The organism is Hydrogenophaga taeniospiralis CCUG 15921, assembly GCF_001592305.1.
Lineage (GTDB): Bacteria > Pseudomonadota > Gammaproteobacteria > Burkholderiales > Burkholderiaceae_C > Hydrogenophaga > Hydrogenophaga taeniospiralis.
Genome location: NZ_BCWR01000002.1, coordinates 72,789 through 86,125, shown reverse-complemented (window position 1 = coordinate 86,125; position 13,337 = coordinate 72,789). Strand labels below are relative to the sequence as shown.

The following is a 13,337-nucleotide window of genomic DNA, read 5'->3' as shown; positions in this document are numbered from 1 at the left end:
GACCGCCGCACCCGACGCGATGGCCGCGGCCACGCTCAGGCCCAGACCGATCTTGTGAATCAAACGCATGGATGTGTCTCCTGTGGTTGGGACGAAAACAAAAAGGCAGAATACCCCAAATCGATAGCAGACTCACCCCGGTAAACGCCTACCAGGGGCGGGTTTTCCCCGACAAAAACCCGTCGATGGGCGCCATGGCGCCCACCGGCCACGACCGCTTTCATGCCCGTTTCCCGAACCTCCGGCCCACCCGTGCCGTCCCCGCTGCTGCTGGCCAGCCAGGCGAGCGCCGAGGCTTTTGTGGACGCCCTCTGGCTTGAAGAAGGCCTCTCGCGCAACACGCTCGACGCCTATCGGCGCGACCTCACGCTCTACGGCCAGTGGCTGGCCGGACACGGCAAGGCCCTGCCGCAGACCGCCGAGGCCGACATCAACGCCTACTTCGCCGCGCGCCACGCCCAGACCCGCGCCACCACCGCGAACCGGCGGCTCACGGTGTTCAAGCGCTACTTCCGCTGGGCGCTGCGCGAGCGCCTCATCACCGCCGACCCCACGCTGCGCCTGATGGCCGCGCGCCAGCCCATGCGGGTGCCCAAGACCCTGTCGGAAGCGCAGGTGGAGGCCCTGCTCAACGCGCCCGACACCGGTACCCCGCTGGGCCAGCGCGACCGCGCCATGCTGGAGCTGATGTACGCCAGTGGTCTGCGCGTGAGCGAGCTGGTCATGCTCAAGACCTTTCACGTGGGCCACCACGAGCACGTGCTGCGCATCACCGGCAAGGGCAACAAGGAGCGCCTGGTGCCCTTCGGCCAGATCGCCGGCCAGTGGCTGCAGCACTATCTGGCGCAGGGCCGCAAGGAGATCCTGGGTGGGCAACAAAGCGAAGACCTGTTCGTGACCTCGCGCGGCACCCGCGCGGGCGAGGCCATGAGCCGGGTGATGTTCTGGAACCTGGTGAAGCGCTACGCGCAGCAGGCCGGCATCACCACGCCGCTCTCGCCCCACACCCTGCGCCACGCCTTTGCCACCCACTTGCTCAACCACGGCGCCGACCTGCGCGCGGTGCAGATGCTGCTGGGCCATGCCGATATTTCCACCACCACGATCTACACCCACGTGGCGCGCGAACGGCTCAAGAGCATTGTGGCGCAGCACCACCCGCGGGGCTGAGCGGCGCCAGGCCTCACATCAGGAAATCCAGCCAGTTGGCGATGGGAGCGATGCGGCGCATGCGGGAGATGGCTTCGTCGTCGGCGCCTTCGGTCAGGGCATCGAGCCCGCCGGCATCGGCCGTTCCCACGATTGCGCGGGACTGCGCCATGCGCGCCTGCATGTCTTCGATCATGGTCCTGGCGAGGAACGCGTTGTTGCGGCAGACCACGATCAGCTCGGAATTCAGGTTGGCCGAACGCGGGTCCATGTTGTAGGTGCCGACCACCACGGTGTGGTCGTCGAACACCGCGCGTTTGGCGTGCACGCCCCAGCGCCGGGAGGCCGAGGGCCGCAAACCGCTGGCGAGCGGGCTGCCCTGGTAGGCCCAGACCTCCAGGTTGGGCATCTTCAACATGTCCAGCGAATGGGCCAGGCTGGCGACGGTGTAGTAGGCGTCGGTGGAATGCAGGCTGTTGGTCAGGAACTGCAGCTTGACGCCCCGCTGCACCACGCCGCGCAGCAGCGCCATGCCATCGTCGCGCAGCACCAGGTAGGGGCTCTCCACCATGATCTGCTGGCGCGCTTCCTGGACAAGCCGGGATATTTCCAGAAAGACCTTGCGCCGCTCGACGCCGGAGCCCGGGTAGTCGGTGACGAAGTGGATGTCGTTGCAGGTGGACAGCTGGTGCTGGGGCTGGTGCTGCCGGAGTTCTGCCGCCAGGGCCTCTTCCTGTGGCGACGCGCCACCCAGCAGACCCTGCCCCGCGCCCAGGGCGACGCTCGCCGCCACGTCCTCGGGCCGCGCCACCCAGTCCGAGCGCCAGTACAGCTCGAAGCTGTCGGCGATGGCCCCCACGATGGGGCCGTGGATGAGCATGTCGCTGTCGAGAAAGTTGTAGGCCTCCGAGAGGTCGAAGTAGTCGTTGGCGATGTTGCGCCCGCCAATGATCGCCTTCTGGCGGTCCACCACCAGGAGCTTGCGGTGGGTGCGGTGGTTCGACGCGAAGAACCGGGCCATGCCCGCGGTGTTGTAGTACCGCACCTCCACGCCCGCAGCCTTCAGCGTCTCGGCATACTGCGGCGCCAATTTGAAGATGGGCAGCGCGAAGTCCACCAGAATGCGCACCCGCACACCCTGCTGCGCCTTGCGCGCCAGCGCCTGCGTGACCAGCCGGCTGGCGGTGTCGATCTCGTAGATGAAGAACTCGAGTTCGATGGATTCTTTGGCTTCCTCGATCATCCGCATGCGCGCGGCGAGCGAGTCGAACCCGACGTCGAGCAGGGCCACCGGGTGGGGCTCGCGCGAACGCACATCGATGGCTTCGTGCGTGGGCGCTTTGCCCAGCCATTGCCGTTCACTGGCTTCCTGGATGCCCAGGAAAGCGAGGTAGAGCACGGTGGGCAGGCCCACGATCAGCCCCAGCAAGCCGACGCAGGCCCATTTCAAAATCCGCCGGAAGGTCCATGTGGTCGTGCGCATCCGTCGTCCCTGTTCCTGTCGAGTGCTTGAATGGGGCGAAGTATCGCACCCGGTCAGTGCTCTCCCGGGCAGCGCTGACGCCGCGGGCACCGGGGCTCCAGGCGCCTACAGCGGTTTCACCACGAAGCCGATCACCAGGCCCTGGTCCGTGACCGTGATGCTGCCCGGGCGCAGGCCCAGCACGTCGGCCATGGCCAGGTCCTGCGGGCGCAGCTGGTGCAGCACCACTTCCTGCAGCGACTGCTCGGCCAGGGTTGGGCCGTAGGTGTTGAGCATGTCCACCACGCCCGGCTGCAGGCTGGGAAAACGCAGGCGATAAAAGCGCAGCTGGTGGGCGCGGATCGTGCGGTCGCTGGCCTCGTAGCGCAGCGCGAAATCGACCTCGAACGTGCCGCGGTGGCTGCGGTTCAGGGCCGGGCCGGCGGCGTCCACCGTCATCTCGGCGCCCAGGCGGTTCTGCGCGGACAGCAGGCGCAGGCGCGGCGTGCGCAGGTCCAGGTTCAGCAGGCCGGGTATCGGGTAACGCAACGGGAAACGCTGCGCCACCGCGCTTTGCAATTGGTCTGGCGAGACCGTGTAGCGGGGCGCGGCTTGGGGCTGGGGTTCGGCGTCTTCCGCCCCGGCCCAGGCCGTCGGGCCCAGTGCCGCCCAGAGCACGGCGGGCAAAGCAAGACTTGCAAGTCTTCGACGCATGGGTGTTGTCCTTCAGCGAGCTGGCCGCCGCACCCGCAGAGCCGGTGCTGTGCGGGGCGCGGATTATTTGTAGAACACCTCGACCTTGCCCTTCAAGCGGATCATGAGTGGCTGGCCCTTGCGGTCCAGCGTCTTGCCGGCGGGCACCTTGACCCAGCCTTCGCTGATGCAGTACTCCGCGACATCGAAGCGCTCCTGGTCGTTGAAGCGGATGCCGATGTCGTGCTGGAACACGGCCGCCACGTGGTGCGGGCTGCGCGGATCGATGGACAGGTGGTCGGGCAGGGGTGGTTGGGTGGAGGCTTGGGGTTCGTTCATGGGGCTATTTTCGGCCACTTCCAGACCGCGTGTCTGGCTCGGAACGTTCTCAAGGTGCTTGAGGGCAACCGCCCTCGGGGGTGCCGTCCAGATGGGGCATCAGGAGCGGGCCCATGGAGCGCAGGATCTGCACCGGCAAGCCCGAGGTGAAGCGGTATTGGGCGGCGTCCGGGCCCACCACGTAGGCGGTCACGCTGCCGAAATGTTTCGGCCCCAGGTAGAACACGAAGGTGGCGGTGCGGTTCAGGGCCGTGGTGCTGCGCCCGCGCACCACCACGCGGTTGTCGCCGGTGCCGGTCTTGCCACCGGGCGACAGGTCTTCCCCGTTGGCCGAGCGGAAGCTACCCGCCAGGCGCCGGGCGGTGCCCCGTTCCACCACCTCGGAGAGCGCGCGCCGCAGGGCCTGGGCCACCTCGGGCGTCATCACCCGTTCGCCCTGGGTCTGCCGCTGTTTCAGCGCGGTTTCCCAGGGCGTGCCTTCGGCCAGGCGCAGGTCCGTCAGGCGGTGCGTGGGCAGTCGCACCCCGTCGTTGACGATGATCCCCATCAGTTCCGCCAGCGCGGCGGGCCGGTCGCCCGAGCTGCCCAGGGCCGTGGCCAGCGAAGGCACCAGGTGGCTGAACGGGTAGCCCAGGCGGGTCCAGCGGCGGTGGATGTCCAGAAAGGCCTCCACCTCCAGCATGGTGTAGATGCGGGAGTCCTGGGCGTCCTTGGCGCGCGTGCGAAACAGCCAACGGTAGACCGCTTGGCGTTCGGCGGCGCTGGCGGCGATCGCGTCGCCGAGTGAGGCCTTGGGGTGCTGCACGCGGTAGGCCACCAGCCAGAGTTCCAGCGGGTGGACGCGGGCCACGTAGCCGCGGTCGGGCAGATCGAAGGCCTCGGGCGCGTAGCGCTGGTGCAGTTGCTCCACGCGGCGCGCGTCGGGCGCGCGTTCGCCCAGGCGGGCCGTGAGGTAGGTGCCCAGCGCCTGCGCCGGGGCCTGCGGATTCAGGTAGCGGAACACGGCGGCCAGCCGGTCGGCGCTGGGGCGCAGGCCGTCGAGCAGCACGGCCTGCAGCTCCTCGGGGGAGCGCTGCTCGGTCTTGCGCCAGAAGCGGCGCAGGAAGGTCTGGCCCTCGCGGTCGGCGAACAGTGCCAGGTAGGCCTCCCGCCGGGGATCGTCGTCGTCTTCCAGCAGCCGGGCGGTGCTGCCCGGCACCTGGTACATGGTGTGGCGCACGACCTCGCGCAGCAGCCGCACGAAGGGCAGGTTGATGGAGGCCTGCATGGCTTCGCGCACGGAGAACATGCGGGCATCGTCTTCGTCGTTGAAATTGTGGAAGCTGTGCAGGCCGCCACCGGTGAAGAACTGTTCACCCGGATTGGCCGAAAAGCGCCGGTCCATGGACGCGTCGAGCATGGCGCTCAGGCTGCGGTCGCTGCTGGTGGACAGGTACTGGATCGCCCAGCGCGAGAGGCTGTCCTGGCGGCTGATCGGGGTGGTCTTGAGTTGCTCGGAATCCAGTGGCGCCAGCTTGTCGTGCAACTGGGCGACCAGCTCCAGGTAGGTCGCCAGCACGCGCAGCTTGGCGGTGGAGCCCAGCTCCAGCTTGCTGCCTTCGTTGATGTCCAGCGGCTGCTGGGTGGTGTCGGTCTGCACCCGGACCATGTTGCTCTGGTCGGTGCTCTCCAGCAGCGTGAAGCTGTAGCGGACCGCGCCGAGCGTGGCGGGCTGCAACAGGCGCTCGCCGATGAGCTCCTGCGAGCGGGCGAACGCGGGGTCGCTCAGGCGGGCCAGGTAGTCGTTGACCGCGTCCTGCAGCGTGCCGTTGAGCGTGGTGCCCACGCGCGCGTCCAGCCGGTCCAGCTCGTACAGCGAGGTGCCGAGCATGCCGGCCACACGGGTTCGCAAGGTGGCGCTGCCCTTGCCCGGGTGGGTTGGCGGCAGCGGCGGGTTGCGCGCCATGTCGCGAAACCGCAGCTTCTGCTGCAGGGCGGCATCGCGCCAGGCGGGCTCGATGATGCCCTGCGCGGCCAGCAGGCGCAGGTGGGCGTCGGTGGCCTGGTTCAGGTCTTCGCGCCCCTGCGCCAGGTACCACGACGGCCGGCGGTGCGCAATCAGCAGGGCCACCACCTGGCGCAACACCTGGGCCCGCGCCGTCGGGCGCTCCACCGGGCCGGGGGTGGGCTGCAGCAGGGCGCGGGCCTGCTCAAGGTCGGTGCCGAACCACACCCACAGGCCATCTCCCAGGCCGTTCACTTCGCCGTGGCGTGGCGCGGCCGACAGCGGCACGGTGTTCAGGTAGTCCAGCACCAGCTGGTGGCGCACGGCCAGGGTGTCTTCGCCACCCCGGTAGGCGCGCACTGCGGCCGAGGCCATCTGCCGCAGTTTTTCACGCGCGTCGTGCGTGATGCCGTCGGGCGAGTGGCGGTATTTCTCGATCTGCGTGGCCAGCGTGCTGCCGCCCTGGGTGTCGATGTCGTCGTTGATCCTGCTGCCCAACTGCCCGAGCACCGCCCGGGTGAAGCGCGGCCAGTCGACCGCCGGGTTCAGGTGCGGGCGTTCGGGATCGAGCAGGTCTCGGTTTTCGATGAACAGCAGCGCCTGGACCACCAGCGGCGGCACGCTCTCGAAGCGCTCGAAGCGCCGGTAGGGGTAACGAAAGTTGTGCAGCGCGGTGCGTCCGCAATCCAGCACCGTCAGGCCGGCGTGGGTCTTCTCCACATAGGGGGCAAACAGGCCGCGTTCCAGGTGCGCCTGCAGGGCGTCGTTCTGGCGGGCCTGTTCGGTGACCTCGAACCCATGCGACTGAAGGCGGGTGACGAAGGACGGGATCCGGGTGTAGCCCATGCGCTGGTCAAACGGACCGTGGGTGGGGAACCGGATGGCCTCGGCCGGGCCGGAGGCCATTTCGTGCCCCAGCGCAGCGGCGTAACGGCTCAGTTTTCGGGCCTGCAGGCTGGAGGTCTGCGCCTCTCGCCACACGAAAAGCGCGGAAGCCCCGCACAGCAGCACCAGGGTCAGGGTTGCGGCGCTGCGCGGATGGCGGCGCAAAAAGGCCCAGCGCCCCGGATCGGAGGTGTTGCCGATCGGCGCCGTCGGAGGGTCCTCGCTGATGCGGTCTTCAGGCATGAGGCAATCCAGATGCGGCCGTGCACCATGGTAGAGGCGTTCGGGCGTTTTGGTGTGTCATCGTTGTGTGTGCCCACCAATGGCCGGGTGATGTTGGACGGGCGCGCCCAGACGGCCAGGACAGGCCGCTGCCGGCCCCGTGGGGTCAAGCCTTCCTCCCGGCGCTGGTTGCGTACCGGGGCAAGTATCGAAAGCGCGGCGGGTGCCGGTCTGTGCGGTAACGCACTTGTACCCCAGTGGGGCCCGGGTCTGTTCCGATGCCGCCAGAATCGGGGCCCGTTCAACCCACCTCATTCCCTGGAGCACAAGATGAAACAGCGCCCCTCATCGAACGCCACGGCGCCCGAGCACTGGCGTTGCGACGTGGGCGGCGGCTCGGTCGCGGTGATCGACATTCCCGATGCACTGGACCGGCGCCGCGTGTTCGACGTGGACGTCACCCTGATCGTGCGCGTGCCCAGCGGCTTTGACGGGCCGTGGCACGAACTCACGGTCGAGATCGACGGCAAACGCCAGTGGTCGCGCCGCGTCGTCAGCGCCAGCCCGGGGTTCACCGATGGTCTGGACTACCACCGCCGCATCCCGCTGGAAGCGGGCCGGGCGTTGCGCGTGCGCGCCGTGGCAGGGGTGCACGGCGCCAGCGTCCAGCAGTTGTGCATTGAGGCCCGCGAAGAGGGCTGAGAGCGGTTTCAGGGGGCGCGCGGTGTCGCCGACGAAACCCATGCCGAACAGGCGCCGGCACTGTCGAGCATGCCCGGGACATGCCGTTCATCCCCAGCCACCGGCAGACCCGCGTCAGATGCCGGGATTGGCGAGATAGGCCGCAATATCGGAGGCTTCTTTCGCGCCGATCTTGCCGCTCAGGTAGCCCATGCCACCTTTGTTGCCAGCGATGGCGCTGAGTGTGGCGGAGGCCGATCTGCCACGCAGAATCTTGCTGATGTTCTGCGCCGGATTGCCTCCGTGGCAACCGGCACAGTTGGCTGCATAGAGCGACTTCCCTTGCAGCGCAGATGCTGATGGCGCGGGTGCAGGAGCTGGTGCTGGCGCTGGCGCTGGCGCTGGCGCTGGCGCTGGCGCTGGCGCAGGTGCTGGCGCAGGAGTTGGTGCTGGTGTGCTGGTGTTCGTCGGCGGCTGTGGGGTGGGGGCGGGGGCCTGCGCCGCAGGCGTGGTTTGAGGCGATGTCGTATCGGTGCTGGCGGGGCAGATCGGAATGTCAGACGATTTGCCGTTTCCATCATCGTCATCATCATCCCTCTCGTCGTTGTCGTCATCACCGTCATCGTCGTTGGCGTGTGGCGGCTTGTAGAGCGATGCGGTCGAGGCTGTCGGGGCCGGTACGCTCTGGGTGGCTGCGATTTCTTCGGCCGTGATGCAGTCTCTGACCTCGGGGTCCCCGCCGCCACAGGCACTCAGGCTCAACACGGCGGATGCGATAGCGCAGAAGGTCAGTGGCGGAAGCAAGCGGTTCATCATGATGGAGTCCTTTGGATCGTTGCAGGAGATGCGTTGGTTTGAAGAGAGGTGTTGGTGTGGATACGCGCGTCGCTGTCAACGAGCAGGTAGTCGACGTGTTGGGTGTTCAGCCAGGCGATGGCATCGCGTTGTTTGAGCATGGCGATGGTGGTCATGGCCCCTGCCGCAGAGGTGTTCGCTGCGAGCACGGAGACCGACTGAACGCTGTTGACGGGCCAGCCGGTGCGGGGGTCGAGCACGTGGCAGTAGCGCTGTTCGTCAACGATGAAAAACCGTTCGTAGTCCCCGCTGGTTGCCAGGCCCCCGCGCCCCAGGGGGATGTGTGCCAGTGAGGTGCCCGCGTCCGGTCGCTCGGGCCTGGGGTGCTGGATTTCGATCGTCCAAGGGGCCCCCTCACATTCCGGCAGACCCCGCGGGCCCAGGGCGTTCAGATCTCCGCCCAGGTTGACCAGCGCATGTTCGAAGCCGCATTGCTGCAGCGTCAACGCGGCGCGGTCGGCGGCGTATTCCTTGCCGAATCCACCGACGTCGAGTTCCATGCCATGCATCGGCAAGCGGACCCGCGAGCCCTTGCGCTCTACATGCTGCCAGCCCACCAGGGGCAGGAGCCGGTCCAGAACACCGGGGCCGGGTTTCGCGGCCCGCTTGAAGTCCCAGGCCTTTCGCAGCACCCCGGAAGTCGCGTCAAAGAGCCCGTCGCTCAAGGCCCAGAGACGGTCGGCGTAGTCGAGCAGGCCGACCGTTTCCGGGTCGATGTCGACCATGGCTTCACCCGCCGCTTGATTGATGCGCGAGATCACGCTGTTGGGCGTGTAACGGGAGTACTTCTGCTCGATCCGGTGGACCTCGGCGATGGCCTTGGCCGCCGCCGAACGCATCGCACGTTCGTTCCGTCCGTCCACTTGCAGCAAGCATGGGCTGGCCATGGCCGAAAAGTGGAACTGGAGGGTGCGCCAGTGGCTCATGACACAGGCTCAGAACTTGTGGGCGATGCCCACTTGTATGAGTCGCGCATTCAAGGGGGTCAGGCCGGGGCTGCCTTGGCCTCCCAGGCGCAGGGACGTCGCTTGGCGATAGGCGTCCAGCTTGAGATCCACGGTCGTCCTGGGCGTGAGTGCGTATCCCAGTTTCATGGACGCCGTCACGGCGCCAAAGGCGGCCAGCCGCTGATCTCCTGACCTGAAGCCAGTCAATGAAGAGGCCCTGGTCAATGTGGCCACTTCGTCGTAGCGTCCGCTGCCATCAAACACCGGGTCGAAGTAGAAGCTGGCGGCACTTTGCGTGTAGTAGCGCAGGCCGGGGGTGAAGGTCCAGCGCCCCACGCGCTTGACCACTTCCATGTCGACGGTGTGCGAGCGCACGCCGAAGGTGTCGCTGTAGTACCGGTAGCTGCTCCGAACCGTGGCATCGGCGGCGGCGAGGTGGTGGTTCCAGCGCGCGAGCGATATCCAGCTGTTGCGGTGATCGGGTCTTTCGTCGAACGACTTGTAGGGGTCGTTGAAGTACCCGCTGCCGTTGCCTCTGGTGAGGTTGAACTGCACGATGTCGTTGGGCGTGAGCACCTGTGTGACGCCCGCCATGACGTCGGCGGTGCGTTTGTGCCTGTTGATGGCGGTGTTGACGCCATTGCTCTGGTTGTCGATCCGGTCGCTGGAGAAACCCAGTCCGAGCGTGTAGGTCCGGTTGTTGTCTTCGGTTGACCAGCGCCCCTGCAAGCCCAGGGCCTGCGAGGTGTAGTCGTGCTCGTCCGAATACGCGATGCCGACCGAGTACGCGGAGCGAGAGAGGTACCGTGTGACTTTGACGTCACCGGCCTTGCGTTCCTCGGTCATGCGGCTGGCGCCTGAACGCTGGGTGTGCAGCCGTGGCGTGGCACCCGATACGCTGTCCACCACACCGGAGGCCTCTATCGACCATTCACCCGCGATGGGCGCGAGCAGGTAGAACTGCGGGGCGTTGACGGAGATGCGGTCCAGTCCGGATTGCCACTCGGCGTAGTTGCCGTACTTCAATGCGAGGGTGGTGTTTTCTGGCGCCGATTCCGCAACGGCGGTGCCGGGCGTTGCCATGACCAGGGCGGTCATGCCTGGCAAGACCAGCGAGGCCATCAGGACGCTGCCGCAGGACGGCGATTTTCGGGCTGTGTTGGTGTTCATGGGTTCTCTTTCAGTTGCAGCCGCAACCACCACCGCCAACGCCGTAGCCGCCGCTGGAGTTCTCTTTGCTGCCGTAGATGTGTTGTTCGATGCGCTGGTCCAGGGGGTCGCCGTCAAACGACATGGACGGTTTGGCCAGGTTGCCCTTCTCCCAGGGGTTGACTTGGCCCAGGTTGCCGCAGCCCCCGAGCAGGAGCAGCAGACAGGCCGAAATACATAAGGTTGGCTTCATGTTCAGTCCTTAAGGTGCAGTGCTTGCTTGATCTGCTTTTCGAGTTCCGGGCGGTTTTCTTCCTTGAAGCCCTGATGGACCATGAGGACCTTTCCATCCGGACCAATCAGCAGTGAAGTCGGCATGCCCTTGATGCCGTAGCTCTTCGGGGTCTTGCCCTCCGGGTCGTAGGCCACGTCGAAGTGGGCAGGGGTGTCGGCCAGGAAGGCCTTGGCGTCATCCGTTTTCTGATCGAGGTTGACCCCGATGACGCGCAGGCCGCTGCTGCTGTAGCGCTTCTGCATGTCGTTCATCCACGGGAACGATTGCTTGCACGGGCCGCACCAGGAGGCCCAGAAGTCGAGGTAGACGGTTTTGCCCTTGTAGGCCGAGAGCTGTATCGGACCCTTGTGGCCGGGCAGTTCGAACGATGGGGCGGTTTGACCCATGTCGGCCGCCTGCGCCATGGGGGCCAGCAGGCTGGCCAGCGCAAGGGTGCAAGCACCGATCAGGGGGGGATGCAGCAGAGTCATGTCAGTGAGTGGGTTGGTTGATGGGATGGGAAGGCCGGTGGTGAAATGGTAAAAACGGGAAAATTTCCCATAAATGTCATGGATGGCAATATGGCTGTCAAGCCCTTGTTCCTAAATTTGGTAAAAACCCCCATAAAATTGTTGTCATCGCATCGAGGGCAGAATTCCGGATGCCCCGAACGATCACAACCGCATGAACGCCGCCTCCGATCCAGACAACGCAGAGACGAAACCGGCTTCCGGTTTGCCTCAGCCCGCCTTGGCTGCACAGGCGGTTTCCCAGATCCTTCGGCCTCTGGCGCGGCTCATGATTGACCACGGCTTGCAGCACCCGGTGATGGTGGAACTGCTCAAAAAGGCCTTGGTCGACGAAGCGCTGGCCAGTGCGCCGACCGATCGAAGCAGTACCGACACGCGCATCGCGCTGCAGACGGGATTGCATCGAAAGGATGTGCGGCGATTGCGGGAGGAGCCCGTGCCCGAAGGCGTGGCGGCGCCGATGGTGCCGATGGCGGCAAATGTGGTGGCCCGCTGGATCAGCGAACCGCGTTTCCTGAAGGCGGACAAGACGCCGCTGCCCTTGGCCCGGACACCCCGTCTGGGGCATCCCGGAGAGCCGGATTTCCCCACGCTGGTGGCCGAGGTCAGCCGTGACGTCGGTGCGCGTGCCGTGCTGGACGAACTGCTGCGCATGGGCGTGGTATCCGTCAGTGCCGAGGGAATGGTCCTGCTCAAGGACACCGCTTTTGTGCCCCAGGAGGGACTGGGCGATTCGTTCCATTTCCTGGCCGAAAACGTGGGGGACCATCTGGCGGCAGCCGCCTTCAATCTGTCACCCGATCGGCAGGGGCCGCCCTTGCTGGAGCAGAGTGCTTTTTCTTCCGAGCTGTCGGCTGATCAGGCGCAGGAGTTGCAGCGGGCCGCCCGGCGCTTGTGGGCCGATGTGCTCCAGCAGTTTTTGATGAGCGCCACGGTCGCCGAACAACGCAGTTCGAGCGATTCAGGGCCCAAGCAGCGCGTGCGGTTTGGTGTGTATTTCCATCAGGCGATCAGCACACCCTCCCTGCCTGCCGAGGCTGCCCAGCCCGCACGTCGGCACAAGAAAAAACCAACCTCATGAACCATCTGTCGGAGCCAGATCTGCGAGTCAGTCGCAGGCATTGGATTGCCTTGGCCATCGCATCCCTGTCGGGCTGTGGTGGTGGATCGCCGGGCACGACGGAGATCACGTCCGGGTCGGGGTCGGGTGGCGGCAGTGGTTTCAGCGGCAACCCGACGACGGATGCCAGCACCGATTCCCCAGGGACGGACCAGCAAACGGCGGGAGCGCCGGGGACGGGTGGCACCGGGAGCCCCAACGCGCCGGGCACCGGGGGCACGGGGATCTATTCGCAAGGCTCCATTTCCGCTTTCGGCAGCGTGGTGCTCAATGGCATTCATTTCGACGAGCGCGCCGCTGACATCACCATTGATGGTGGTTCGGCGCCATCGGATCGTCTGCGACTGGGCATGGTCGCTACGGTGGTGGGTGAACGCTATGCCGACGGGGTTTCCGGTCGGGCCGATTCCATCGAAGTCTGGTCCATTGCCCAGGGAGAGGTGTCGGCGGTGGCTTCGGGCTCGTTCACGGTGATGGGCATGAATGTGCAGACCCGTGGCTCGACCTTCTATGAGGGTGTGCCCGGCGCCGCGGGCATGGCTGTCGGTCAGTGGGTGACGGTCTGGGGTTTGCAGGCCGATGCCCAAGGCGGCAACTGGATCGCCACCCGGGTCTCCGTGGGGCCGGCAGGCGAGTCCATGGTGGGTTCGGGTTTTGTGGTCGAACACCATGACGAACGACGGCTCAACGGCATCCTGCTGTCGGGTGATCGTGCCGATGACTTGCACACAGGACGCCTGGTTCGTGTGGTGGGGCGTTGGGATGCCGAGGACGACGCACTGCGTGTGTCGGGATCGCACCTGATCGATGTTCGCGGCGGGTCGCCTGCACCGGCGGGCGTGGAGGTGGAAATTGAGGGGGTGGTGACCGCCCTGTTGCCCGGTAGCCGCCTCATGTTGGGGTCAACCGAAGTCGATGCCCGTGCCGTGCCGTCGATCTATGCCCAGCTCCGGCCAGGCATGGAGATCGAGATCGATGGCACCTGGCAAGGCGCGGTGCTCATGGCCCGTGAGATCGAGATCGAAGACGACTGAGAGGCGGGCCTTT

General features: G+C 66.4%; 13 protein-coding genes. 4 read left to right on the top strand and 9 right to left on the bottom strand.

Translation table 11 applies throughout. The annotated features are described in order from the left end of the window. Positions 1-222: 222 nt before the first annotated feature. A complete protein-coding gene (xerD, locus tag HTA01S_RS03560; protein WP_084235829.1) occupies positions 223-1,170 on the top strand; it encodes a site-specific tyrosine recombinase XerD in 948 nt (315 codons plus the stop codon). Between the two features lie 13 nt (positions 1,171-1,183). Here xerD and HTA01S_RS03555 read toward each other — a convergent pair whose 3' ends face one another. The 4 genes from HTA01S_RS03555 to HTA01S_RS03540 form a co-directional block, all read right to left on the bottom strand. After that, positions 1,184-2,632, bottom strand: coding sequence for a phospholipase D-like domain-containing protein (locus HTA01S_RS03555; protein ID WP_084235828.1), 1,449 nt, complete (start codon positions 2,630-2,632; stop codon positions 1,184-1,186). A gap of 105 nt (positions 2,633-2,737) precedes the next feature. Beyond that, on the bottom strand, positions 2,738-3,325 hold the full coding sequence (locus HTA01S_RS03550) for a hypothetical protein (protein ID WP_068167212.1): 588 nt from the start codon (positions 3,323-3,325) through the stop codon (positions 2,738-2,740). A 63-nt stretch (positions 3,326-3,388) separates the two neighbouring features. After that, entirely contained in the window at positions 3,389-3,643 is a 255-nt protein-coding gene (locus HTA01S_RS03545) for a DUF3297 family protein (protein ID WP_068167211.1), read from the bottom strand. A 49-nt stretch (positions 3,644-3,692) separates the two neighbouring features. Continuing rightward, positions 3,693-6,755, bottom strand: coding sequence for a transglycosylase domain-containing protein (locus tag HTA01S_RS03540; protein WP_084235827.1), 3,063 nt, complete (start codon positions 6,753-6,755; stop codon positions 3,693-3,695). A gap of 309 nt (positions 6,756-7,064) precedes the next feature. Between HTA01S_RS03540 and HTA01S_RS03535 the strand changes: the two genes are divergently transcribed. Then, positions 7,065-7,436 (top strand): hypothetical protein, encoded by a 372-nt coding sequence (locus tag HTA01S_RS03535; protein ID WP_068167210.1) that lies wholly within the window; start codon positions 7,065-7,067, stop codon positions 7,434-7,436. A 114-nt stretch (positions 7,437-7,550) separates the two neighbouring features. On the opposite strand, the gene HTA01S_RS25710 is transcribed toward HTA01S_RS03535, so the two are convergent. The 5 genes from HTA01S_RS25710 to HTA01S_RS03515 are packed head-to-tail and all read right to left on the bottom strand — an operon-like array spanning position 7,551 to position 11,131. Then, a complete protein-coding gene (locus HTA01S_RS25710) occupies positions 7,551-8,231 on the bottom strand; it encodes a c-type cytochrome (protein WP_084235826.1) in 681 nt (226 codons plus the stop codon). Next, positions 8,228-9,196 (bottom strand): FAD:protein FMN transferase, encoded by a 969-nt coding sequence (locus HTA01S_RS03530; protein ID WP_068167209.1) that lies wholly within the window; start codon positions 9,194-9,196, stop codon positions 8,228-8,230. The genes HTA01S_RS25710 and HTA01S_RS03530 overlap by 4 nt, the downstream gene beginning before the upstream one ends. A 9-nt stretch (positions 9,197-9,205) precedes the next feature. Then, entirely contained in the window at positions 9,206-10,387 is a 1,182-nt protein-coding gene (locus HTA01S_RS03525; RefSeq protein ID WP_068167208.1) for a DUF3570 domain-containing protein, read from the bottom strand. 10 nt (positions 10,388-10,397) lie between these two features. After that, the gene (locus tag HTA01S_RS03520; protein WP_068167207.1) at positions 10,398-10,619 is read right to left on the bottom strand and encodes a DUF4266 domain-containing protein; all 222 of its coding nucleotides are present in this window, start codon (positions 10,617-10,619) and stop codon (positions 10,398-10,400) included. Positions 10,620-10,621: 2 nt separating this feature from the next. Further along, on the bottom strand, positions 10,622-11,131 hold the full coding sequence (locus HTA01S_RS03515) for a TlpA family protein disulfide reductase (protein ID WP_068167206.1): 510 nt from the start codon (positions 11,129-11,131) through the stop codon (positions 10,622-10,624). Positions 11,132-11,324: 193 nt separating this feature from the next. Here HTA01S_RS03515 and HTA01S_RS03510 point away from each other — a divergent pair, with 193 nt between their 5' ends. Both HTA01S_RS03510 and HTA01S_RS03505 read left to right on the top strand, forming a co-directional pair. After that, positions 11,325-12,251, top strand: coding sequence for a DUF6502 family protein (locus HTA01S_RS03510; protein ID WP_068167205.1), 927 nt, complete (start codon positions 11,325-11,327; stop codon positions 12,249-12,251). Next, on the top strand, positions 12,248-13,324 hold the full coding sequence (locus HTA01S_RS03505) for a DUF5666 domain-containing protein (protein ID WP_157571962.1): 1,077 nt from the start codon (positions 12,248-12,250) through the stop codon (positions 13,322-13,324). The genes HTA01S_RS03510 and HTA01S_RS03505 overlap by 4 nt, the downstream gene beginning before the upstream one ends. The last annotated feature ends 13 nt before the right edge of the window (positions 13,325-13,337 follow it).